This is a genomic window from Methylobacterium sp. GC_Met_2, assembly GCF_026540795.1.
Taxonomy (GTDB): domain Bacteria; phylum Pseudomonadota; class Alphaproteobacteria; order Rhizobiales; family Beijerinckiaceae; genus Methylobacterium.
Genome location: NZ_JALNUM010000018.1, coordinates 38290 through 60006, shown reverse-complemented (window position 1 = coordinate 60006; position 21717 = coordinate 38290). Strand labels below are relative to the sequence as shown.

Sequence of the window (21717 nt, the reverse complement as noted above, 5' to 3'; positions counted from 1 at the left end):
TGTTTGATGCCCGCCAAACAGGCACGTCGGCACAGGAAAACATCATGCCCCAGAAGACTCATACCGAGGCTGCCGAGCACCACGAGAAGGCCGCCAAGTCGCATCGCGCAGCCGCCGAGCATCATGGCAAGGGTGACCACGCGGCAGGCCACAAGCACTCCACGGAAGCGCACGGCCACGCGGACAAGGCCAAGGAGCATTCGACCAAGGCGCATGGCAAGAGCGCCGAGAACCACAAGTAAGAAGCCGTTTCCGGGTCCGGCTCCCGCCCGAGGTCGGGCGGGGGTGGGATCCGGAACCCTTCGCCAGCGGGGCTGATCGGGACTTCGTTACGTCCCTCGCCGCGCCGGACGTAAGTGCCGTCTCGGGTACCCGGTTGGCAGCCGTTCGAACACTTGCGGACCGAGCTCGGCCCAGCGCTCAGGGTGCGCGGCGACGCCGCTGCCGACGGGCGAGGTCCACCACCCCGCCCAACACCCTCCGGTCGCATTCCCCCCGAACCACCTCGACGCCGTTCGCGATTTGGTCCAGGGAAGCAGGATGCAGAACCACCCGCATGCGCAGCCCGCCGGGGACGGCGCTCCGTCCTCCTCCATCGCCGCCCGCGCCATGGGCGCGCTCCGCCGCGACGCCGCCTCGTATCTCGAAGGCCTCAACCCCGAGCAGCGGCGCGCCGTCGAGACCACGGAGGGCCCCATCCTCGTGCTGGCCGGCGCCGGCACCGGCAAGACCCGGGTGCTGACCACCCGCATCGCCCACCTGATCTCCACCAACCGGGCGCGACCGTTCGACATCCTGGCGGTGACCTTCACCAACAAGGCCGCCCGGGAGATGAAGCACCGGATCGGTGCGCTGATCGGCCCCGCCGGCGAGGGCATGCCCTGGCTCGGCACCTTCCACGCCATCGGCACCAAGATCCTGCGCCGCCACGCCGAAATGGTCGGGCTCAAATCGGATTTCACCATCCTGGGCACCGACGACCAGCTCCGGCTGATGAAGCAGGTGATCGCCGACCAGAACGTCGACGAGAAGCGCTGGCCCGCGCGCGCCCTGTCCCACGCCATCGACGGCTGGAAGAACCGCGGCCTCTCCCCCGAGCAGGTGCCGCCCGGCGAGGCCTCGGCCTTCGCGTTCGGCAAGGGTGGTACGCTCTACACCGCCTATCAGGCCCGGCTCGCGACGCTGAACGCCGTCGATTTCGGCGATCTCTTGCTGCTCTGCCTCAAGCTCTGGCGCGAGAACCCGGATGTGCTCGCCAACTACCAGGACAGGTTCCGCTACATCCTGGTCGACGAGTATCAGGACACCAACGTCGCCCAGTACCTGTGGCTGAGATTGCTGGCGCAAAACCGGAAGAACATCGCTTGCGTGGGTGACGACGACCAGTCGATCTACGGCTGGCGCGGCGCCGAGGTCGACAACATCCTGCGCTTCGAGCACGACTTCCCCGGTGCCGTGGTGGTGCGGCTGGAGCGCAACTACCGCTCCACCGGCCACATCCTGGCCGCCGCCTCCGGGTTGATCGCCAAGAACGAGAGCCGCCTCGGCAAGACCCTGCGCACCGACGACGAGCCCGGCGAGCGCGTCACCGTGACGGGCGCCTGGGATTCGGAAGAGGAGGCGCGGATGCTCGCCGAATCGATCGAATCCCTGCAGGCCAAGCAGCACGCCTTGTCGGAGATCGCCGTTCTGGTGCGGATCTCCGCGCAGATGCGCGAGATCGAGGACCGGTTCGTCCAGCTCGGCCTGCCCTATCGGGTTATCGGCGGCCCCCGCTTCTACGAGCGGGCCGAGATCCGCGACGCGCTGGCGTATCTACGGGCCACCGTGAATGTCAGCGACGACCTCGCCTTCGAGCGGATCGTCAACACGCCCAAGCGCGGCCTGGGCGACGCCACGCTCCAGCAGCTCCACACCTACGGCCGGGCCAACCGCCTGCCCCTGCGGATCGCCGCCGAGCGCCTGTGCGAGACCGACGAGTTGAAGCCCCGGGTCCGCTCGACCGTGCGGGCGCTCACCGAGAGCTTTTCCCGCTGGGCGCGGCTCGTGGAATCGCAGCCGCACAGCGAGGTCGCGCAGACCATCCTGGAGGAATCCGGCTACACCGAGATGTGGCAGAAGGACCGCTCGGCCGACGCCGCAGGCCGCCTGGAGAACCTGAAGGAATTCGTCCGCTCGATGGAGGAATTCCCCGACATGGCGGCGTTTCTCGAGCACGTTTCCCTGGTGATGGAGGCCTCCGAGACCGAGGGCGCCGACCGCGTCTCCCTGATGACGCTCCACGCCGCCAAGGGGCTCGAATTCGACACCGTGTTCCTCCCCGGCTGGGAGGACGGCTTGTTCCCGAGCCAGCGGGCGCTCGACGAGAGCGGCCGGGCCGGGCTGGAGGAGGAGCGGCGGCTCGCCCATGTCGGGCTGACCCGGGCGCGCAAGCGGGCGAAACTGTCCTTCGCGGTCAACCGGCGGATCCACGGGCTGTGGTCCTCGACCATCCCGTCCCGGTTCATCGACGAATTGCCCGAATCCGCGGTCGACGTGGTCGAGGCCCCGGCCCATTTCTCGGCCGGTGCCTCGCGGTTCGACCGCAACCCGACGCCGTTCGGATCGAGCTACGGCACGCCGGGCTGGCAGCGGGCGCAGGCCAATACGGCGCCTCAGGGCGGTCGCGGCTTCGGTTCGGCACCGGGCGGGCGATCCGGCGGACATGCCGGCGGCCCCCGCCAGATCGAGGGCGAGCTGATCGCCAAATCGACCGGTGCGCCGTCCGCGTTCGAGGGGGGCCAGCGGGTCTTCCACACCAAGTTCGGCCCAGGAACGATCGCCGGCGTGGATGGTAATAAGCTGACCGTTGACTTCGACAAGGCCGGCCGGAAAATGGTCCTCGACAGCTTCATCCAGGCCGGGTGAGGCAGGTCCCGCCGACCAAGCCCGGACGTTTCAGGGCGGCAGGGTCGGCCGGCTTCGCCCCCGCGGGCGGGGAGGTATCGTGATCGTGCCGGATGTGGCGTCTTCGCGTCTTCCCAATTCCGAGCCTCTCGCCGAGCCTGATGCATCCGTGCAAGCCCCACGACTTTTTCGCGGCGGCCGAGTCTACCGTCACCCCCTGGTCACACCCTGTGCGCAATCGTGGAGCACGAATCACGCTGGTGCGACAGTTGCATCACGTATTCGGCCGCGCGCGGCATGTCGTGACGCTCTCCACAGGCGGACGCGCGCGGTGCGGAACCTTTGGGAAGGGGCCCGTATTAGTTCCGCGATAGACGTTGATCCGGGAGCAAGCAGGTAAACGGCAGTTCAAAAACAGATCCAGGTTGGCAAGTCCCGTTGGAGTGTACATCCATGAAGAGACGCCGCGCACGACTTGAACTGGTTGAAGACCGCACGTCCCGCATTCACCGCACACGCTTCGACGAAGAACGCAACCTCGCTCCCATCCAGCCCCTCACCGAACGCCAAGCCGAGTATCTCGACGCCCTCGCCCGCTCCCCGCAGGTCATCGTCCTCGGGCCGGCCGGCACCGGCAAGACCTTCATCGCCGGCACCCGCGCCGCGGACCAACTCCGCCAGCGCCGCATCTCCAAAGTCGTCATCACCCGCCCGAACGTGCCCTCGGGCCGCTCCCTCGGGTTCTTCCCTGGAACCCTCGAGGAGAAGATCGCGCCCTGGGTCGCCCCGCTGACCGAGGCCATGAAGGAGCGCATGGGCGCCGCAGCCTTCGAGATCGCCCTCAAGACCGGCGACATCGAGATCGTCCCGTTCGAGGTGATGCGCGGGCGCACCTTCAAGAACTGCCTCGTGATCCTCGACGAGGCGCAGAACACCACGGTCAACGAGATCAAGATGTTCCTGACCCGGATCGGCGACGATTGCCAGGTCATCATCAACGGAGACATCTCGCAGACCGATCTGCGCGAGACGTCTGGCCTGCGCACCGTGATGCATCTTGTCAAAAGCCGGATGATGCCGATACCGGTGGTTGAGTTTACGCGAAACGACATCGTACGATCCGGCATCTGCGCCGAATGGGTCAAGGCGTTCGAGGAAACGAATCTGTAACTCGGAAGTTGATGGCGGCGGGTCCTCGACGGCCCGCCGTGCCGTCCCGCGGCACGAGACGACTCTCCGTACCTCCCGTCCGGGAGGATGAACCGGGCGCCATACCCGGCCATCAGAGAATTGGAGTCTCCTCGTGAGGAAACTGACCTTCGCCTTCGCCGTCCTGGCTTCGCTGGGTGGTGCTGCCCTCGTCCAGCCCGCCTCCGCGGCCCCCGCCATGCCGGGCGCCGTCACGACGTCCGATGCCGTCACCCAGGTCCGGATGACGCCCATGGAGCGGCGCATGACGCACCGCCGCATGATGCGCCACCACATGCATCGGCGGATGATGCATCACCGCATGCACCGTATGCACCGCATGTAATTCTGTTACGGACCGGGGCCCGATCCGGCCCTGCTCCGCTTCCTACGATCCGGGCGTTGCCCGGCTCTTCGAAGATTCCTATCTCGTGCTCTGGAATCGTGCCGTCAGGCGGCCGTCGCGGCAGCCGGCCGATCCGGGAGACCAGGATGCCCCCCTCCAATCGCCTGTTTGACGACCTCGCCCGCCTGATGACCGACGCGGCCGGCGCCGCGCAGGGGGTGCGCCGCGAGGCCGAGACCGTGGCCCGGGCCCAGCTCGAACGCGTCATCCGCGATCTCGACATCGCCTCGCGCGAAGAGCTCGACGTGCTTCGCGATCTCGTAACCAGCCTGCAGACGCAGAACACGGCTCTCACGGCCCGCATCGCGGCCCTGGAGGCGAAATCCGGAGCCGCTGCTGCGGGTGCGGCGGGCCTGAGCGAGGTGGTCTGAGTCCGCGCGGCAACGCCCGGAGCTTTTACACAGGAAGCCGCGGCGACGATCCGGTTTCCTGTTCACCGCTGAGGACCTGCACTTTGTGTCGCGAGTCAGGGCCGGTCTATAGTCGGGCAGTGGGTGATTCGAGCGCTGCGGGGCGATGTCCGCGGAGCTTCGACAGTCGATCGCATCACCACCGGCGCAGATCTGCCGGCTGTTCCAGGTCTCGGAGTGTTCTCGGCACTCCGGTTTCGCATCACCGCTCACGACGGACCGGACTTTTCGTCCGGGCCGTCATTTTGGATCGTCATGCCGCTGCTCAACGTCGACTTCCACGACCCGGACAGGAACGAGCATCCGCTCGACGTTGTCGAGCGTTTGGCGTCGTTGCGCGACTGGATCTTCGATCGGGCTGAGACCGACGAGATGTCGGTGACGAGCCCCGGCCGCTGGACCGACTACAACGTGGCCTTCACCTGGATCGAGGACGTCGAGGCGCTTCACGTCGCCTGCGCGTTCGATCTCAAGGTGCCGGATCGGCAGCGGACCGAGGTGATGCGCCTCATCGCGCTGATCAACGAGCAGCTTTGGGTTGGACATTTCGACCTGTGGTCGAGTGACGGCGTGGTGATGTTCCGCCATGCGCTGCTGCTGACGGGGGGCGCGGTCCCGACCCACCCGCAATGCGCCACCATGATGAAAACCGCGGTCGACGCCTGCGAGCGCTACTTCCAGGCGTTTCAATTCGTGCTCTGGGCCGGCAAGACCGCCCGCGAGGCACTGGACGCCGTGCTGTTCGAGACCGAAGGCGAGGCGTGACAGCCCAAGACCCTCGATCGACATCGATGCCCGCCTCGCTGGTCCTGGCCGGGGCCGGCAAGATGGGTGGATCGATGCTGGCGGGCTGGCTCGCAGCGGGCCTCGATCCGCGCCGCACCACGCTGATCGATCCGGTGCCGAGCCGGGAGATCATCGACCTGTGCACGAAACGGAGCATCGCCCTCAACCCGCCGGACCCAGAGCCCGGCGCCGTCCTGGTGCTCGGCATCAAGCCGCAGGGGCTGGAGGCGGCCGCCTCCGGGCTCGACCGCTTGATCGGCCGCGACACGCTCCTCGTCTCGATCCTGGCCGGCAAGACGGTGGCTGACCTGACCGGCCGGCTGAAGCGGGCACGGGCCATCGTCCGGGCGATGCCGAACCTGCCGGCCAGCATCGGCCGCGGCGCGACCGGGGCCTATGCCAGTCCGGAGGTCACGCCCGGGCAGCGCACCGCGGCGGACGCCTTGCTGGCCGCGAACGGCACCGTCGCGTGGCTGGCCGACGAGGCACAGATCGACGCGGTGACGGCGGTCTCGGGTTCCGGACCAGCTTATGTCTTCCTCCTAACCGAGGCGCTGGCCGAGGCGGGGATCGCGGCCGGTCTCGATTCGGAGGTGGCGCAGCGCCTCGCCCGGGCGACTGTTTCAGGATCGGGCGCACTGCTCGACGCCAATCCCGCCGAGGCGGCGGAACTGCGCCGCAACGTGACGTCCCCCGGCGGCACCACGGCGGCGGCCCTCGACGTGCTGATGCGCCCGGATGGGCTCGGCGCGCTGATGCGGGAGGCCGTGGCGGCAGCGCGGCGGCGGGCCGAAGAACTCGCCGGCTGACATCCGGTGCGCCCCGTGCGGCATGGCCGCGCGAAACCCCTGCCCTTCCGTGGCGGACTGCCTACATCAGGCAGTATGACCGACAGGAGCGGGCGACAGACCCATGACTGAGAGCAAAGGCCCTTCGAAGCGCCCCCGCAAGGCCGCGAGCCCAGCCAAGACGAGCCGTGCATCCGAGGGCATCGCGCCGGAAAACGGTGCGCCCGAGGCCTCGCCTCGGATCAGCACGGCCGCGCGGGAGAGCAGCGCACCGAAGCTCTCGCCCCGGGAGGCCGCCGTCGAGGCGCTGATGCGGCTCGCCGCCGAGCAGCCCTGGAACGACATCGAGATCGGCGACATCGCCCGGGAAGCCGGGCTGACACTTGCCGAGCTGCGCGATCTGTTTCCGTCGAAGGGTGCCGTCCTGGGCGGGCTCACCCGGATCATCGACCGTAAGGTTCTGGAGGGCGACCTCTCGGGCCTTGAGGAGGAGCCGACCCGCGAGCGCCTGTTCGACGTGCTGATGCGCCGCCTCGATGCGATGGAGCCCTACAAGCCGGCCCTACAGCGTATTGCCTACGCGCTGCGCGGCGAGCCGCTGTCGATGCTGGCGCTGAATAGCGTCATGCTCAACTCACACCGCTACATGCTGGCAGCGGCCGGGATCGACACCGAGGGGCCGCTCGGCCAATTGAAGCTCCAGGGCGTGGTAATCGCCTTCGCCCGCGTCACGCAGGTCTGGCTCGACGACGACGATCCGGCGCTGGCCCGGACGATGGCCCGGCTCGACAAGGAGATCCGCAGCGGCGAACGCATCATGGAGCGGGCCGAGGATGCCCGTCGGCTCACCGCGCCGCTGCGCGCGCTGGGCCGCGCGTTCCTCGACCGCCGGCCGCGCGGGCGACGCAGCCGCGACGGCGACGAGACGGATCCCGCCGCCGCGATCTGAGCCCGTGCGGCGCTCAGATCGCCGAATCACACGGCCTGGATATCGCGCAGGAAGTTACTCACCTCCTGCTTGACCGCGCGGGACTGCTTGGACAGCTCGGCTGCCGCGCTCAGCACCTGCGAGGCGGCGCTGCCGGTCTCGCTGGCGGACGTCAGCACACGCGATACGTTGGTCGACACGTGCTGCGTTCCGTCGGCCGCCTCGCTGGCATTGCGCGAGATCTCGCTGGTCGCGGCCGTTTGCTCCACCACCGTCGAGGCGATGGCTCCGCTGATCTCGTTCACGCTCGTGATCGTGTGTGCGATCTGCTGCATTGCAGCGGCCGCCCGCGTCGTGGCCGCCTGGATCGCGGTGATCAGCCCGCCGATCTCGTCGGTGGCCTTGCCGGTCTGGCTGGCCAGTTCCTTCACCTCGGCAGCCACTACGGCGAAACCCCGTCCGGCCTCGCCGGCGCGGGCCGCCTCGATCGTGGCGTTGAGAGCCAGAAGGTTGGTCTGGGCCGCAATGCCCGAGATGGTCGTCACCGCCGCGCCGACCTGCTCGGAGGCTGCACGGAGGCTCGCCATGGCGGCGTTGCTCGCCTCGGCCTCGTAGGCGGCCAAGCCAGCCGCCTCGTTGGCGCGGAGCACCTGACGCTCGATCTCTTGGAGCGAAGAGACCATCTCTTCGGCCCCCGCCGCCACCGTCCCCACGTTCATGGACGCGAGATCGGCGGCCGTGCTGGAGGCGACCGCTTGGTTGTTCGTGTCTTCGGCGATCTGCGTCATCGAGTGTGCCGTGGCATCGAGCTCGTCGGTGGCCAGGGTGACGATATCCAGGGAGGCCGCCACCCTCTGATCGAAGATCTCGACGAGCTGTTCGCGACGCTCGGCCCGGCGCTGGCGGGCCTCCCGGTCGGCAGCCTGCGCGGCTTCCAGTTCGGACCGGACGATGGCGATCTTCCGGAACACCTCCACCGCCTTGCCCATGGCGCCCAGCTCGCCCGCGGCATTCTGCGAGGGGACCGCGAGATCCGTGTCACCGTCGGCCAGGCGCGCCATGGCCTTCACCATACCGTCGATGGGCTTGATGATGCTGCGCGCGATGACGGAGGCCAGGGCGACGCCGATGATCAGGGCCAATGCGCCGAGGCCGATCTCGATGCGCCAAGCGCGCAGGGCCAGTTCCGCGGTCGACGCCTTGATCGCCGTCGACGCGATCAGGATGCGCTCACGAAGTTTGGCGCAGTTCAGCGCGATGTCGTCCGTATGCGGCTTGATGCCGGTCTCGAACGTCGCCCTCGAGGCGGCGGCCGCCTCGTGGTAGCTGTCGAGCTCCGCCTTGTAGGTGACGAGCGCATCCGCGAGTTCCTTGACCCGCCCGGCAATGGCCGCAAAATTAGAGCCTTCGAGTCCGTGGAGCTCGGCACGCGCCTGCTCGATCTTGTCCCGGAATTCCTCCCGGTAGAGAGGTTTCGGATCGATCAGAGAGCGCGCGGCGGCGAGACGCGCGGCGAGAACGGCATTCTCGAAGCGGGTGGCCTGTAGCTTCGCCCCATTGTCGCCGCCCTGGCTTGTCTCCGCGAGCGGGCCTTCGATGAGGTGGGTGAGGGTGGGGCCCGCCTTGATGAGGCGCAGCTTCGTGGCATCGAGCCGGGTGCCGGCTTCCGCGAGGTGGTCCAGATCCGCCTTCATCGCGGCCGCGCTGCCGACGATAGCGTCATAGTGTTGTCTCCCCGCCTCGGTCAGCGCCTTGGTCTTACGGTGTTCGGCGATCTTCTCCAGGGCGCCCCGCACGGTCTGCATGGGGGTGATCTGAGCCGCGTCCGGCGCCACGCGGTAATGCTCGGCTTTGGCGGAGAGCTGGGCGGCGAGACCGTCCATCGCGATGATCTGCTGCGCGCTTTCTCCAATGAAGGTCAGCCGCTCGTATTCGCGATTCAAGTTATCTTGCTGGTAGGCTGCAAATGCACCGATCAAGGCGGTGATCGCGACGAGAATAGCGAACCCCGCGAACAAACGGATACGAATTCCAATTTTCACAGCAACCTTCCCCTTGGCTGAGATGGTCTTCAATGGGACCAATCTCTACCAGCAAGCGAGATGCTCATGACAATATCGTGTCACATTAACGATGTTACCTGAAGTTTAATATTAGATATACAGCTTAGAGAAATGAATTATTTAGCCTGGGTCTCAAAAGTTTTTACGAACCGGCGTGGTGCGCACTCAACGGAGACTCTGAGATATCCAAGATGGGATCCAGAAAATGTGACCCGAATCCCATCATCTTGTTGCACAACTTGAACGAGACGACGAGGGTCACACTCAAAGACCTGGATATCGTGCTGTTGCGTGGCCCGATCCTCGGGTCTTGGCCGGAAGGGCCGTCCGGACTTCGGCACGAGTTCCAGATCCACAAGTCATCGACTAATGATGATCCGCCGGTTCCGCACGGAACGGCATCGCTGGCCAGGTGGGAATCATGCCTCTCACAGGCGCCCGACGATTCGCATGGTGTCATGACGGGCTCGACACCGATCAGGGCTCCGATCGGCCCAGCGGCACACGCCTACGCGGGCCGTGAATACACCCGGGCAACGCGCACGATCAGGCGGCGCGATCGGCCAGCGCTTCGCGCATCAGGGTCGCCACCATCCCGTTCTGGAACTGGTCATGCCGCACCCACAGCGCGTCGGGGATGTGGGCCGGCGCCTCCGGCTCCCGATCGTCGCGCGCATCCCCCGCGAGCACGATGCGCAGCCCCGGACGCAGCGTCCGTGCCTCGACGGCCAACTGTGCGCAGCACAAGCCGCCCTGCAGGCCGGAATCCACCACCATCACGTCGACCGGCAAGCCGAGCGCCAGGACCGTCATGGCATCGACCCCGCGGTCGCAGGCGGTGACCTGATAGCCCAGTAGGCGAACCTGCGCGGCTACCTCGTCGCGCCAGCGCTTGTGGCGACCGACGACCAGAACCTGGATCCGGTAGCACCCGCCCTGGCGCATCGTGCTGGAGGCAGTCCCGATGTCGGCTGTGGACATTCCGCACTCGACTTCGCGCTGGCTTTGCGATGCAGCATGCTATGCCGGGATGCAATCCTGGCGCAAGCCTGCCGCCGCGAAGGCGCCGCATTCCGCGCCGGAGTCGCCCAAACCGATGGCAGCCGGGATCCCTGATCAATGGTCGGGCATACGGTTGACGCAGCCGAGGTCCTGCGCTCAACACCGGGCCGCCCGCAAAACACCACCGCGCGCTGCCGGAGCCCGAGCCGATGTCGTCCGCGAAATCCCCGCCCGTCTCCCCGCTGGCGCCCACCGCCCTGCCGGAGCTGCCACCCCTGCCGGGGGTGCGAATCGCCACCGCCCAGGCCGGGATCCGCTACAGCGGCCGCACCGACGTGCTCTACATGGCGCTCGATGCCGGGACCCAGGCAGCCGGCGTCTTCACCCGCTCCAAATGCCCGTCCGCGCCGGTCGACTGGTGCCGTGAGGCGCTGGCCGACGGTTCGGCGCGGGCGCTGGTGGTCAATTCCGGCAACGCCAACGCCTTCACGGGCCGCCTCGGCCGGGAGGCGGTGGCCCGCACGGTCGAGATCGCCACGCAGGCGGCGGGCTGCGGTGCCCGCGAGGTCTACGTCGCGTCGACCGGCGTGATCGGCGAGCCGCTGCCGGCCGAGCGTTTCGAGGGTGTGCTGGCCGATTGCGCGGCCCGGGCCACGGACGGCTCGCCCGCTTGGGCCGAGGCGGCGCGCGCCATCATGACGACCGACACCTTCCCGAAGCTCGCGACCCGTACGGCCACGATCGCCGGCGTGACGGTGACGCTCAACGGCATCGCCAAGGGCGCCGGCATGATCGCCCCCGACATGGCGACGATGCTGTCCTTCGTGTTCACCGACGCCGCGCTGCCCCAGGCGGTGCTCCAGACGCTGCTGTCCGCGGGCACCAAGACCAGCTTCAACTGCGTGACGGTGGACGGCGACACCTCCACCTCCGACACGCTGCTGCTGTTCGCGACCGCCAAGGCCGGCAACGCCGAGATCTCGGACCCGGCCGATCCGCGTCTCGTGGGTTTTCGCGAGGCGCTGGACAGCCTGCTGATCGAGCTGGCGCAGCTCGTCGCCAAGGACGGCGAGGGCGCGCGCAAGTTCGTCACCGTGCGGGTCACGGGGGCCGAGAGCGACGCCTCGGCGCATCGCATCGCGATGTCGATCGCCAATTCGCCCCTGGTGAAGACCGCGGTGGCGGGTGAGGACGCCAATTGGGGGCGGGTGGTGATGGCGGTGGGCAAGGCCGGCGAGCCCGCCGACCGCGACCGGCTCGCGATCTGGTTCGGCGACGTGCGTGTGGCCGTCGAGGGCGCCCGCGACCCGGATTACAGCGAGGCGGCGGCAAGCGCCGTGATGCGCGAGCCGGAGATCGGCATCCGGGTGGATCTCGGCCTGGGCGAAGGTCAGGCCCGCGTCTGGACCTGCGATCTGACCAAGGGCTACATCGAGATCAACGGGGATTATCGGTCGTGAGGCTCGGCCTGGCCGGCGCCATCCTGCTCATTGCGCTGGCTCCCGACGCCCGGGCCGACGATTCGGCCTGTTCCCGCAACATCAGCGTGGTCGGCCGCGCCGCCGAGGCGCGGGCGCCGGATTTCGCCGAGGTGACGGTGGGTATCGAGGCGCGCGCGCCGACCGCGGCGGCGGCCCTGGACGCGGCCTCGAAGGCCGTGGCGGGCGTCACGGCGCAGGCCCGCGCCCTCGGGGTCCCGGCGGCCGACATCGGCACCGCCGCGGTATCGCTGCAGGCCGCCACGCGGTCCGTATCCCGGCCGGGCGGCCTCACCGAGGAGCCGGACGGCTACCGGGCAAGCAACCTCGTGAGCGTCCGCCTCGCCGATATGGGCCGGCTCGGCGACCTGCTACGCCAAGCCCTCGATGCCGGAGCGAACCGGATCGACGGCGTCAGCTTCGGCCTGCGCGATCCCGATCGGCTCGACGCCGCCCTGCAGGTGGCCGCGGCCCGGGACGCACGCGGCCGGGCCGTGGCGCTCGCCGAAGCCCTCGGCGTCAAGCTCGGCCCGCTGTGCACGCTGGGCCCGGCGGGCGGCGCGCCCTACCCGCTCGCGAACCGCACCCTGGCGGCGCCGATGGCCGCCAAGGGCCGGGGCGTGCCGATCGAGGCCGGCACGATCCAGATGTCGTCCGAGGTCGCCGCCACCTTCGCGGTTTCGCCATGAGCGCGCCCGAACGGGCTCCGCTTCGCCTCCTGCTGGTGGTTGCGGTCGCCCTCATCGATGTCGACGGCCGGGTGCTGGTGAGCGAGCGCCCGGCGGGCAAGCAGCTCGCCGGCCTCTGGGAGTTCCCCGGAGGCAAGGTCGAGGCCGGCGAGCGGCCGGAGGAGACCTTGATCCGCGAACTGGCGGAGGAACTGGGCATCCGGGTCGAGGAGCCGTGCCTCGCGCCGCTGACCTTCGCCAGCCACGCCTATCCGGACTTCCACCTCCTGATGCCGCTCTATGTCTGCCGGCGCTGGACCGGCACGCCGCGCTCGATGGAGGGGCAGGCGCTGAAATGGGTCCGGCCGAAGGCCCTCCGCGATCTCGCGATGCCGCCGGCCGACGCGCCGCTGATCCCGTTCCTGATCGATCTTCTGGAGGTGTGAGGGCGCCGCCTCAGAGCGCCAGGATCGCCTCGACCGCCTCCTGCACGGCGAGCGCCTCCGCGAAGGTGGCGAGGTGGTGGGGCTCGCCCCGCGCCATCCGGACGACGCCGTCGAGCTGGCGCCGCAGGGTGATCGGACGGAGCCGCGCGTTGGGGATCGCGTCGGGCGCCGGCTCGAAGCGGCCATCGGCGGCGCGGCGCTCGGCAATGGCCCAGTCGCGCAGCCGGACGGCGCCGGCATCGCCCTCCAGCGTCCAGGTGTTGTGATCGTCCTTGTCGGTGCCGCCGACCCGGCCGGTCAGCGTCACGGGGATGCCGGCCGCCGTCAGCGCCACGGTGATCGCCCGCTCGGACAGGCCGGGCTCTGGGACTTCGACGCGGCCGCTGATCCCTTCGAGGGGGCCGAGCAGGCGTCGGGCGAGGAACAGGAAGTGCGAGACCACCTCGCGGGTGAAGCCGCCCTCCGCCCGCGCGTCGAGCCAGCGCGCCGCGTCTGCCTGCCAGGGGCGTGGCCAGCGGGCGAACTCCACCGCAATGGCGAGGCGCCGCGGCGTGCCGACCACGCCCTCGGCGATCCAGCGCTGAAGCGCAGCCACGCCGGGCGACGAGGCGAAGGGAAAGTTCACCGCGCCGGCCTGCCCGGCCTCCGCCACGAAGGCGCGGGAATCGGCGAGGTCGATCGCAAGCGGCTTCTCGCAGAAGACGCTCCGGCCCGCCGCCAGGGCTGCCCGCGCGTAACCGAGATGCGAGGCCGGCGGCGAGGCGATGTAGAGACAGGCGCTCGCCGCCACGACGGCTTCGGCATCGGCGACCCGCGGCACAGCCGGGAAGGCTGAACCGATCCGGGCCAGGGCCTCCGGCGACGGATCCCAGATCGCCGCGACCCGGACGGGCGACTCCGATGCCCCGTGAATGGCACCGAGCAGGCGCTCGCCCATGATTCCCGCACCGATGATCCCGAGGGCGAGCGTGGCGTCGGTGGCCGGCATGGAAGGTCCCGCGTGTCGGACGGCGCGGATGCGCATCCCGGTCGCAGCCTTACGGAACCGAACCGGTGCGGGGAAGTCAGCCGGCCCAAACAGCGTCAGGCGCGGCCCCGCCGGGCATCGAGGCTGAGCGGACCAGCGCCGAAAGCCGCGACCTGCAGCAGGCCGCCGGCGACGGCGAGGTTCTTCAGGAAGTGGAACATCTGGTTCTGGTCCCCCAGAGCCGCGTGAAAAATCACCGCGGTGGCGACCGCGAAGAGGGTAAGCGCCAGAGCTACGAGCCGGGTGCGATAGCCGGCGATCAGCAACAGGCCACCGCCGATCTCCACCAGCGTCGCCACCCCATACGAGAGCGTGGGCAGCGGCAGGCCGGCGGCTTCGATGGTAGCGAGCGTCGTGGCGGGCGCGGCGAGCTTGCCGACCCCGCTCGCGAGGAAGAGCGCGCTCATCAGGACCCGGCCCGTCACCGGCAGCAGAGCCGCGACGGAGGCTCCGGTGGCGGTCGGAACGGGGGCGATCGAGGAGGCCATGGGCGTAGTCCTTTCGTGGGGTGAAAGTGCGGGCGACTCAGGCGGCGTGCGGAATAGCGAGCTCGCGGAGCCAGTCCGCCGCGCGGTCGAGATCGGCCTGCGATAGGCCATGGCCGGCGGGCAGGATGCGGTGCTCGACCTGCGCGCCGGCGGCGGTGAGTTGCGCGGCGAGGCGGCGGGCGTTCTCCACCGGCACGATCGGGTCCATGGCGCCGGACAGGATCAGGACCGGACGTCCCGCAACGTCGGCCGCCGGGGGCTCGGCGAAGGGCACCATCGGACGGATCAGCACGGCGCCCGCCAGGGTCTGCGGCCGCAGCATCAGAAGCGCGGCGGCGATGTTGGCGCCGTTGGAGAAGCCCAGCGCCAGCGGCGCGCCGAGGCCGTACGCTGCCCGGGCCGCCGCCACGAAATCGGCGAGGTCGCCGGTGCGGCGACGCAGGTCGGCCTCGTCGAACACGCCCTCGGCCAGCCGGCGGAAGAAGCGCGGCATGCCGTTCTCGGAGACGGCACCCCGGGGGGAGAGGAGCGCGGCGCCCGGCGCCAGCATCCGGCCGAGCGGCAGGAGATCGGTCTCGTCGCCGCCGGTCCCGTGCAGGAGCAGTAGCGGATGGGCGGCATCCGGGCCGGGCTCGAAGCGATGGATGAAACCGAGGGTCTCGTTGGTCATGGCGACCTCCTGGCGATGTGGGGCAGGCCCCGCCCCGCGGGATGCGGAGCGGGCCTCTGGCTTCAGGCCACCTTGGGCAGCACCGCCTCGATCTCGGCCCGATGCGGCTCCAGCCCAGCGGGCAGCTTCAGGGCGGACCCGAGGGTCTCGATCGGCTCGTCGACCGCGAAGCCCGGCGCATCCGTGGCGATCTCGAACAGCACGCCGCCCGGCTCGCGGAAGTAGATCGAGCGGAAGTACTGGCGGTCGCGCTGCTCGGTGACGTGGAGACCCCGCTCAGCCAGCGCGGCCCCCATCGCGGCCTGTGCGGCGTCGTCCGCCGCCCGGAACGCGATATGGTGGACCGAGCCGGCGCCGGGCCGGCCTGGCAGAAACCCACCCACGGCCCGCAGGGTCACGAAGCCGCCGAGCGCGGCGCTGCCCGCGAAACGGATCAGGTTGCCCTCGCGGCCGGCCTCGCGCAGGCCCAGCACCTCCGTGAGGATCGCGGCGGTCGGCTCCGCCTTGTCGAGGAGCAGCGTGACCCCATGCAGGCCGCGGATGGCGTGCTCGGCCGGCACCTCGCCGGAGGCCCAGGCGTCAGCCTTGGCATCCTCGACGCCCACCAGCGCGAGCATCATGCCGTCCGAGTCGCGGAAGCGCAGGGTCGGCTCGCCGAAGACCTGAACCAGCGGCTCGTGGGCGACACCCTTCTCGATCAGGCGGTGGGCCCACCAGCCGATGGAGGCGCGGGGGATCCGGAACGCGGTCTCCTGCGTCTCGCCGACCCCGACGCGGCCGGGGGCCGCCCGCTCGACGGGGAAGAAGGTCAGGATCGTGCCAGGACGCCCGGCCGCGTCGCCGTAATAGAGGTGGTAAGTGCCCGGATCGTCGAAGTTGACGGTCTTCTTGACCAGCCGCAGCCCGAGCACCCGGGTGTGGAAGTCGAGGTTGCGCAGGGCCGGCCCGGAGAAGGCCGTGACGTGATGGAGGCCGGTCTGGATCATGGCGCTGTCTCCTCAGGCTGCCGCGCTGGGCGCGGGGCGTTGTGCGATGACCACAATCTGCTCCTTGCCAATGCTCCGGAAAATAGAAACGATGGAAACTCATCGTTTCCGGAATTGACCCATGAGATTGCCGGATTTCGAGGCCTGGGCGGTGTTCGCCAAGGTGGTGGAGACCGGCTCCTTCGGCCGGGCCGCCGCGGATCTGGGGCTTTCGAAGGGCACGGTCTCGAAGGCGGTCGGCCGGCTGGAGGTCCGGATCGGGGCGCGGCTGTTCAACCGCACCTCGCGCAAGCTCGCGCTCACCGAGACGGGGCAGGCCGCCAAAGCGAGCGCGGGGCGCATCCTGGCGGAGGGCGAGGCGGCCGAGGCCCAGGCCATGGCGGGGGCCACGGAGCCGCGGGGGCTGGTGCGGCTCGCGGCCCCGATGACCTTCGGGGTGATGCACGTGGCGCCGCTGCTGCCCGATTTTCTCCGTCAGCACCCGGCGGTGTCGGTGGACCTGCACCTCTCGGACGCGGTGGTCGATCTCGTGGGCGGCGGATTCGATATCGGGCTGCGCATCGCGGCCCTGCCGGATTCATCGCTGCGCGCCCGCCGGCTCTGCGCGATAAGGCGCTCCCTCGTGGCGACCCCCGCCTATCTCGACCGGAATGGTCGCCCCCGGCATCCGGACGACCTCGCTCACCACGCCTGCCTCGGCTACGCCTACCTGCCGACCCCGGACCGGTGGCGTTTCGCGGATGCGACCGGTGCGGAGGCCGTCGTGACGCCCGGCGGGGCGCTGCGGGCCAACAACGCCGAGGCGCTGGCGCCGGCGCTCCGGGCGGGACTCGGCCTCGCGCTCCAACCCGATTTCATGATCTGGAACGACTTGGAGGCCGGCCGCCTGGAGCGGGTCCTGCCCGACTGGTCATCGCCGCCGATCGCGTTGCACTTGGTGACGCCCCCCGGCGACCCCCGGCCGGCACGCGTCACGGCCCTCGTGGCCCATCTGGCGCAAGGGCTCGCGCATGCCCCATGGGCAGCCCCCCACATACCAACTGCAACGCGAGATCCCGCCCTCTTGGCATAACCTGATGCATTTGAGGGCGATGCGTCCTCCGGGAGGCTACCGGTCAGCGAAAAATCAGTACCGGCTGCGACGCCCGGACCGGGCGCATTATCCTGCTTATGAACATTTCGAACGCATTCTGCATCGTGCGGCGCAGACCCCGGCCTATACGATGCCTAGAGACCGATAAGACTGGCCAGCCTGACGGAAATCGCTCCGTCAGGTTAATCTTTTACTTGCACGGCAACCTGACGTATGTAAGGACTATAGTCCAAGCCGACGCAGCGCGACTCCGCTGCGCAAGATGTTATGTCTGAGCGTATACAGTCCTGTCGAGGCCTCGATGTTCATAGCGGTTCCCGGGCGGCGTACGCCTGACCGGCTGCAGCACAAGACGGTCGCGGCAGCCGTGGCCGATTCGCTGCGGCAGCGAATCCTGAACGGGGAATTGCGCCCGGGCGTCCAGCTCCGCCAGGATGCGCTGGCGGAGGAGTTCGGGATCAGCCGGATCCCGATCCGGGAAGCGCTCCTGCAACTGGAGGCCGTCAACCTCGTCAAGATCGTGCCGCATCGCGGTGCCGTGGTGACGGGCCTGTCCCTGGAAGAGGTGGAGGATATCTTCAGGCTGCGCGTCCAGCTCGAGCCGCAGCTCCTGCCGCTCTCTGTCCCCCACCTCACGGACGAGGATTTTCAGGATCTGCGCGCCGTGCAGAAGGCGTATGGCGAGGCGCTGAGCGGCGGCGAAATCATGCGCTGGGGCGAGTTGAACCGGCGCTTTCACTTCGACCTGCTGCGCCACGCGGACCGGCCACGCTCCCTGACGATCGTGTCGGGCCTGCTGCAGGATTGCGACCGCCCGACGCGCCTGCAGCTCCAGGCCACCGGAGACATTGCCCGCGCGCACGCGGAACACGCGCAAATCCTCGATTTGTGCGAGGCCCGCAGGATCGAGGAGGCTGCGGAGGCCCTGCGCGGCCATATCGTGTCCGTCGGCGTCTGCCTCGTGGCTATCTATCGGGACGGGCTGGCCCGGCTCTGACCGGTTGCGCACCGCCGTCGCGCCTGACCGGAAGCCTCAGTCCCAAAACCTCAGTCCCCCTTGTCGGCCCGGCCGCCGCGGCGGGTCAGCCGATCCTTCATCTCCAGCACCTTCTGGACTTTCGTGCCGAGGGTGAGGAGTTGAACGAGGCGGTCGGTCTCGAGCCGGCGCATGTCGTCGTACCAGCCGGTGAAGAGCTCGAACAGGTCGTGCATCTCCCCGAGGCGGTCCTGGGCATGACGCTCGGCGTCGGTCTCGACGCGCTGCATCAGCAACTCGCGCAGGATCGTCAAGGTCGGATCGATCTCGCGCTTCTTGCGCTCTTCGACCAGCGTACGGACGATCTGCCAGACATCCTCGGGGGTGGCGAAGTAGTCCCGCCGGTCCCCGGGCCTGTGCTGGAGGCGCACGAGGTTCCAGGCCTGCAGCTCCTTCAGGCCCATGCTGACGTTGGAGCGCGACACGCCGAGCCGCTCGACGATCTCGTCGGCGTTGAGCGGTCGCTCCGCCACGAACAGCACCGCGTAGATCTGGCCCACCGTCCGGTTGATCCCCCACCGGGACCCCATCTCGCCGAAATGAAGCACGAAGGTCTGGACGAGGGGGGGCAGTTGCACGGGGCGTTCCGACGGGGCCTGGATCCGCAGCCTATCAGGTCCTGAGCCAGAACCGCAGCAGCGTCGCGATGGATCCAAGCGCCACGATGCTGAGCGCCCAGATCGCCACGAACCAGGCGAGACGCTTCCACAGGGGCAGCGGCGATGCAGCGGCCATCAGTGATATCCGTGCGTGTCGACCTTGCCGCGGAACACCCAGTACGAATACGCGGTGTAGGCCAGGATGATCGGGATCAGCGCCGCGGCGCCGACCAGCAGGAACACTTGGCTCGCCTCGGGGGCGGCCGCCTGCCAGATGGTGATCCGCCCCGGCACCACATCGGGGTAGATGCTGATCCCGAGCCCTAAGAACGACAGGGCGAACAGCCCCAGCGCAATCAGGAACGGCGCCCGCTCGGCCCCGTTCCGCAGGGTCCGCCACAGCGCGTAGGCCGCGAGCGCCACGAGGAGCGGCACCTGCGCGGTGACGAGCACGTTCGGCATCGTCAACCAGCGCTCGAAATAGCGCCCCTGCAGGAACAGTGTGGCGGCGCTCACCAGGGCGACCGCCGCCACGGTCCCGAGGGTGAGGCGCTCGGCAAGGCGCCGGGCCTGGATCTGGAGCAGGCCCTCGGTGCGCATCACCAGCCACGTGGCCCCCAAGAGCGCGTAGGCGATCGCGAGGCTCACGCCGACCAGCAGGCTGAACGGCGTGAGCCAGTCCCACCAGCCGCCCGCATAGGCGCGGCCCTCCACGGCGATGCCCTGGAGCAGCGCCCCCAGGGTGATCCCCTGGGCCAGGGCCGCGACCACCGAACCCACCGTGAAGGCCACGTCCCAGACGGCCCGGTGGCCGGGATCGCGCCAGCGGAACTCGAAGGCGACGCCCCGGAAGACCAGTCCCAGCAGCATCGCGAGGATCGGCGCGTAGAGCGCCGGCAGGATGACCGCGTAGGCGAGCGGGAAGACGGCGAACAGCCCGCCCCCGCCCATCACCAGCCAGGTCTCGTTGCCGTCCCAGACCGGAGCGATCGAGTTCATCGCGGTGTCCCGGTCGGGTCCCGGCCGCAGGGTCGGGAACAGGATGCCGATGCCGAGATCGAAGCCGTCCATGACGATGTAGGCGAAGACCGCGAAGGCGATGACGAACGCCCAGACCACGGTGAGATCGACACTGTACAGCATGGCTGCCTCACTCGGCCGGCTGAAGATGACGGTCGGGATCGACCGCGGGGGCGGGCGTGATGCCCGCGGTCCGGATCGGCGCGCCGGGCTGAAGCCCGGGCTCGCCGGCCTGCGGGGGCTTGGCCATGAGGCGCAGGATGTAGAGCGTCCCCATGGCGAAGACCGAAAGGTAGACCACCACGAAGGCGGTGAGCGAGGCGGCCACCGCCGGCCCGGCGAGCGGCGAAGCCGAGTCCGCCGTGCGCAGCAGACCGTAGACCGTGTAGGGCTGGCGCCCGACCTCGGTGGTGATCCAGCCGGCCAGCACCGCCACGAAGCCGGCCGGCCCCATGGCCAGGGCGAAGCGGTGGAGCAGCGCCCAGGCGTAGAGCCGGCCCTTGATGCGGGCGAGCAGGCTGAGGCAACCCAGCAGAAGCATCAGCAGCCCCAGGCTCACCATCACCCGGAACGACCAGAACACGACCGGCACCGGCGGCCAATCCGTGCGGGGCAGGCTGTCGAGGCCGGCGAGCGGCGCATCGAGGGCGTGCTTCAGCACCAGCGAGGACAGCTTCGGGATCTCCACCGCGTAGCGGATCGTGCCGGCCTCCTGATCGGGCAGGCCGAACAGGACGAGCGGCGCCCCGTCGGGATGGCTCTGGTAATGGCCCTCCATGGCCATGACCTTGGCGGGCTGGTGTTCCAAGGTGTTGAGCCCGTGCGCGTCGCCGGCCAGGATCTGGGCGGGGGCCACCAGGGCGGCCATCCACATCGCCATCGAGAACATCGTCCGGGCGGCCGGATTGGTCCGATCGCGCAGCAGGTGCCACGCGCCCACCGCGCCCACGACCAGAGACGTCGTGAGGTAGGCCGCCAGCACCATGTGGACGAGGCGGAACGGGAAGGACGGGTTGAACACCACCGCCCACCAGTCCAGCGGCACGAACTGGCCCTGCGGGTTGGTGCCGTAGCCGGACGGCGTCTGCATCCACGAGTTCACCGCCAGGATCCAGAAGGCGGAGAAGAAGGTCCCGATCGCCACCATCAGGGTCGCGGCGAAGTGGAGCCGCGGGCCGACTTTCGTCATGCCGAACAGCATCACCCCGAGGAAGCCGGCCTCCAGGAAGAAGGCGGACAGCACCTCGTAGGCCATCATCGGCCCCAGCACCGGCCCGGTCTTGTCGGAGAAGACCGACCAGTTGGTGCCGAACTGGTAGGACATCACCAGCCCGGACACGACGCCCATCGCAAAGGCGATGGCGAGGATCTTCAGCCAGTACCGGAACAGATCCATGTAGACCTGCCGCCCGGTGGCGAACCACAGGCCTTCCAGCACGGCGAGGTAACTCGCCAGCCCGATCGAGAAGGACGGGAACACGATGTGGAACGCCACCGTGAACCCGAACTGCGCGCGTGCGAGGATCAGCGGATCGAGATGGGCGAGCACGGCAGGCCTCCAGCCAAGCGACGGCGACTCACGGTATAGCAATTTCAGAAATTTCTGAAAAGACTATAACTTCTGCGTGTCGGTTAGGGCTGGTGCGCCACGCAGGGTCTCTGGACGCGTGATCCGGAACGCGGCAGATTCAGTCCCTCACTCACGATCGGGACGCTGCAGGCCCGGCGGCGCATCGGGCCACAGGGCCG

At 69.1% G+C, this 21717-nt stretch carries 23 protein-coding genes; 13 read left to right on the top strand and 10 right to left on the bottom strand.

All coding sequences use genetic code 11. The features are described 5' to 3' along the window. The first annotated feature begins 44 nt into the window (after positions 1-44). The 8 genes from OXS49_RS09410 (at position 45) to OXS49_RS09375 (ending at position 7413) form a co-directional block, all read left to right on the top strand. Positions 45-242, top strand: coding sequence for a hypothetical protein (locus tag OXS49_RS09410; RefSeq protein WP_267423747.1), 198 nt, complete (start codon positions 45-47; stop codon positions 240-242). A 298-nt stretch (positions 243-540) separates the two neighbouring features. Next, positions 541-2907 carry a UvrD-helicase domain-containing protein gene (locus OXS49_RS09405; RefSeq protein WP_243998296.1) on the top strand — a complete coding sequence of 789 codons (2367 nt, stop codon included), beginning with the start codon at positions 541-543 and terminating at the stop codon, positions 2905-2907. A gap of 432 nt (positions 2908-3339) precedes the next feature. Continuing rightward, positions 3340-4056 carry a PhoH family protein gene (locus tag OXS49_RS09400; protein WP_243924100.1) on the top strand — a complete coding sequence of 239 codons (717 nt, stop codon included), beginning with the start codon at positions 3340-3342 and terminating at the stop codon, positions 4054-4056. A 133-nt stretch (positions 4057-4189) separates the two neighbouring features. After that, positions 4190-4420: a hypothetical protein gene (locus tag OXS49_RS09395; protein ID WP_267423746.1), complete on the top strand. Its 231-nt coding sequence runs from the start codon at positions 4190-4192 to the stop codon at positions 4418-4420. 146 nt (positions 4421-4566) lie between these two features. Next, on the top strand, positions 4567-4851 hold the full coding sequence (locus OXS49_RS09390) for an accessory factor UbiK family protein (protein WP_267423745.1): 285 nt from the start codon (positions 4567-4569) through the stop codon (positions 4849-4851). A 294-nt stretch (positions 4852-5145) separates the two neighbouring features. Then, a complete protein-coding gene (locus OXS49_RS09385; protein ID WP_243998303.1) occupies positions 5146-5655 on the top strand; it encodes a YbjN domain-containing protein in 510 nt (169 codons plus the stop codon). A gap of 26 nt (positions 5656-5681) precedes the next feature. After that, on the top strand, positions 5682-6485 hold the full coding sequence (proC, locus tag OXS49_RS09380; protein ID WP_243998304.1) for a pyrroline-5-carboxylate reductase: 804 nt from the start codon (positions 5682-5684) through the stop codon (positions 6483-6485). Positions 6486-6588: 103 nt separating this feature from the next. Next, positions 6589-7413 carry a TetR/AcrR family transcriptional regulator gene (locus OXS49_RS09375; RefSeq protein ID WP_267423744.1) on the top strand — a complete coding sequence of 275 codons (825 nt, stop codon included), beginning with the start codon at positions 6589-6591 and terminating at the stop codon, positions 7411-7413. A gap of 26 nt (positions 7414-7439) precedes the next feature. Here OXS49_RS09375 and OXS49_RS09370 read toward each other — a convergent pair whose 3' ends face one another. Together OXS49_RS09370 and OXS49_RS09365 are read right to left on the bottom strand one after the other, a co-directional pair. After that, positions 7440-9335 carry a HAMP domain-containing methyl-accepting chemotaxis protein gene (locus OXS49_RS09370; protein WP_267423743.1) on the bottom strand — a complete coding sequence of 632 codons (1896 nt, stop codon included), beginning with the start codon at positions 9333-9335 and terminating at the stop codon, positions 7440-7442. 666 nt (positions 9336-10001) lie between these two features. Further along, positions 10002-10436, bottom strand: a complete 435-nt coding sequence (locus OXS49_RS09365; RefSeq protein ID WP_267423742.1) for a histidine kinase — start codon at positions 10434-10436, stop codon at positions 10002-10004. A 230-nt stretch (positions 10437-10666) separates the two neighbouring features. On the opposite strand from OXS49_RS09365, the gene argJ reads away from it, so the two are divergent. The 3 genes from argJ to OXS49_RS09350 are packed head-to-tail and all read left to right on the top strand — an operon-like array spanning position 10667 to position 13049. Further along, entirely contained in the window at positions 10667-11917 is a 1251-nt protein-coding gene (gene argJ / locus OXS49_RS09360) for a bifunctional glutamate N-acetyltransferase/amino-acid acetyltransferase ArgJ (protein ID WP_267423741.1), read from the top strand. Beyond that, the gene (locus tag OXS49_RS09355) at positions 11914-12624 is read left to right on the top strand and encodes an SIMPL domain-containing protein (RefSeq protein WP_267423740.1); all 711 of its coding nucleotides are present in this window, start codon (positions 11914-11916) and stop codon (positions 12622-12624) included. Before argJ ends, OXS49_RS09355 begins: the two co-directional genes overlap by 4 nt. Then, complete coding sequence (locus OXS49_RS09350) at positions 12621-13049, top strand: (deoxy)nucleoside triphosphate pyrophosphohydrolase (protein WP_243998316.1); 429 nt, start codon at positions 12621-12623, stop codon at positions 13047-13049. The genes OXS49_RS09355 and OXS49_RS09350 overlap by 4 nt, the downstream gene beginning before the upstream one ends. A gap of 10 nt (positions 13050-13059) precedes the next feature. Here the strand turns inward: OXS49_RS09350 and OXS49_RS09345 are convergent, their stop codons facing one another. The 4 genes from OXS49_RS09345 to OXS49_RS09330 form a co-directional block, all read right to left on the bottom strand. Further along, complete coding sequence (locus OXS49_RS09345; protein WP_267423739.1) at positions 13060-14037, bottom strand: Gfo/Idh/MocA family oxidoreductase; 978 nt, start codon at positions 14035-14037, stop codon at positions 13060-13062. A gap of 95 nt (positions 14038-14132) precedes the next feature. Further along, complete coding sequence (locus OXS49_RS09340; RefSeq protein ID WP_267423738.1) at positions 14133-14564, bottom strand: DoxX family protein; 432 nt, start codon at positions 14562-14564, stop codon at positions 14133-14135. Positions 14565-14601: 37 nt separating this feature from the next. Then, a complete protein-coding gene (locus OXS49_RS09335) occupies positions 14602-15234 on the bottom strand; it encodes an alpha/beta hydrolase (protein WP_267423736.1) in 633 nt (210 codons plus the stop codon). A gap of 62 nt (positions 15235-15296) precedes the next feature. Next, complete coding sequence (locus OXS49_RS09330) at positions 15297-16220, bottom strand: ring-cleaving dioxygenase (RefSeq protein ID WP_267423734.1); 924 nt, start codon at positions 16218-16220, stop codon at positions 15297-15299. 121 nt (positions 16221-16341) lie between these two features. Here OXS49_RS09330 and OXS49_RS09325 point away from each other — a divergent pair, with 121 nt between their 5' ends. Together OXS49_RS09325 and OXS49_RS09320 are read left to right on the top strand one after the other, a co-directional pair. Next, positions 16342-17292, top strand: a complete 951-nt coding sequence (locus OXS49_RS09325; RefSeq protein WP_267423732.1) for a LysR family transcriptional regulator — start codon at positions 16342-16344, stop codon at positions 17290-17292. A gap of 322 nt (positions 17293-17614) precedes the next feature. Further along, positions 17615-18310 (top strand): GntR family transcriptional regulator, encoded by a 696-nt coding sequence (locus OXS49_RS09320; RefSeq protein ID WP_267423730.1) that lies wholly within the window; start codon positions 17615-17617, stop codon positions 18308-18310. Between the two features lie 50 nt (positions 18311-18360). Here OXS49_RS09320 and OXS49_RS09315 read toward each other — a convergent pair whose 3' ends face one another. The 4 genes from OXS49_RS09315 to OXS49_RS09300 are packed head-to-tail and all read right to left on the bottom strand — an operon-like array spanning position 18361 to position 21517. Beyond that, entirely contained in the window at positions 18361-18927 is a 567-nt protein-coding gene (locus tag OXS49_RS09315) for a GbsR/MarR family transcriptional regulator (RefSeq protein ID WP_267423728.1), read from the bottom strand. A gap of 34 nt (positions 18928-18961) precedes the next feature. Then, positions 18962-19084, bottom strand: a complete 123-nt coding sequence (locus OXS49_RS09310; protein WP_243998331.1) for a DUF2474 family protein — start codon at positions 19082-19084, stop codon at positions 18962-18964. Next, positions 19084-20091 (bottom strand): cytochrome d ubiquinol oxidase subunit II, encoded by a 1008-nt coding sequence (gene cydB / locus OXS49_RS09305; RefSeq protein WP_267423727.1) that lies wholly within the window; start codon positions 20089-20091, stop codon positions 19084-19086. Before cydB ends, OXS49_RS09310 begins: the two co-directional genes overlap by 1 nt. A 7-nt stretch (positions 20092-20098) precedes the next feature. After that, positions 20099-21517, bottom strand: a complete 1419-nt coding sequence (locus OXS49_RS09300) for a cytochrome ubiquinol oxidase subunit I (protein WP_267423726.1) — start codon at positions 21515-21517, stop codon at positions 20099-20101. Positions 21518-21717: the final 200 nt, after the last annotated feature.

What these genes read in the sequence shown, in the direction of transcription:
- OXS49_RS09410 (WP_267423747.1), top strand. Translation starts at nt 45, where the DNA reads ATGCCCCAGAAGACTCATACCGAGGCTGCCGAGCACCACGAGAAGGCC.
- OXS49_RS09405 (WP_243998296.1), top strand. Translation starts at nt 541, where the DNA reads ATGCAGAACCACCCGCATGCGCAGCCCGCCGGGGACGGCGCTCCGTCC.
- OXS49_RS09400 (WP_243924100.1), top strand. Translation starts at nt 3,340, where the DNA reads ATGAAGAGACGCCGCGCACGACTTGAACTGGTTGAAGACCGCACGTCC.
- OXS49_RS09390 (WP_267423745.1), top strand. Translation starts at nt 4,567, where the DNA reads ATGCCCCCCTCCAATCGCCTGTTTGACGACCTCGCCCGCCTGATGACC.
- OXS49_RS09385 (WP_243998303.1), top strand. Translation starts at nt 5,146, where the DNA reads ATGCCGCTGCTCAACGTCGACTTCCACGACCCGGACAGGAACGAGCAT.
- proC (WP_243998304.1), top strand. Translation starts at nt 5,682, where the DNA reads ATGCCCGCCTCGCTGGTCCTGGCCGGGGCCGGCAAGATGGGTGGATCG.
- OXS49_RS09375 (WP_267423744.1), top strand. Translation starts at nt 6,589, where the DNA reads ATGACTGAGAGCAAAGGCCCTTCGAAGCGCCCCCGCAAGGCCGCGAGC.
- OXS49_RS09365 (WP_267423742.1), bottom strand. Translation starts at nt 10,436, where the DNA reads ATGTCCACAGCCGACATCGGGACTGCCTCCAGCACGATGCGCCAGGGC.
- argJ (WP_267423741.1), top strand. Translation starts at nt 10,667, where the DNA reads ATGTCGTCCGCGAAATCCCCGCCCGTCTCCCCGCTGGCGCCCACCGCC.
- OXS49_RS09350 (WP_243998316.1), top strand. Translation starts at nt 12,621, where the DNA reads ATGAGCGCGCCCGAACGGGCTCCGCTTCGCCTCCTGCTGGTGGTTGCG.
- OXS49_RS09345 (WP_267423739.1), bottom strand. Translation starts at nt 14,037, where the DNA reads ATGCCGGCCACCGACGCCACGCTCGCCCTCGGGATCATCGGTGCGGGA.
- OXS49_RS09340 (WP_267423738.1), bottom strand. Translation starts at nt 14,564, where the DNA reads ATGGCCTCCTCGATCGCCCCCGTTCCGACCGCCACCGGAGCCTCCGTC.
- OXS49_RS09335 (WP_267423736.1), bottom strand. Translation starts at nt 15,234, where the DNA reads ATGACCAACGAGACCCTCGGTTTCATCCATCGCTTCGAGCCCGGCCCG.
- OXS49_RS09330 (WP_267423734.1), bottom strand. Translation starts at nt 16,220, where the DNA reads ATGATCCAGACCGGCCTCCATCACGTCACGGCCTTCTCCGGGCCGGCC.
- OXS49_RS09325 (WP_267423732.1), top strand. Translation starts at nt 16,342, where the DNA reads ATGAGATTGCCGGATTTCGAGGCCTGGGCGGTGTTCGCCAAGGTGGTG.
- OXS49_RS09320 (WP_267423730.1), top strand. Translation starts at nt 17,615, where the DNA reads ATGTTCATAGCGGTTCCCGGGCGGCGTACGCCTGACCGGCTGCAGCAC.
- OXS49_RS09310 (WP_243998331.1), bottom strand. Translation starts at nt 19,084, where the DNA reads ATGGCCGCTGCATCGCCGCTGCCCCTGTGGAAGCGTCTCGCCTGGTTC.
- cydB (WP_267423727.1), bottom strand. Translation starts at nt 20,091, where the DNA reads ATGCTGTACAGTGTCGATCTCACCGTGGTCTGGGCGTTCGTCATCGCC.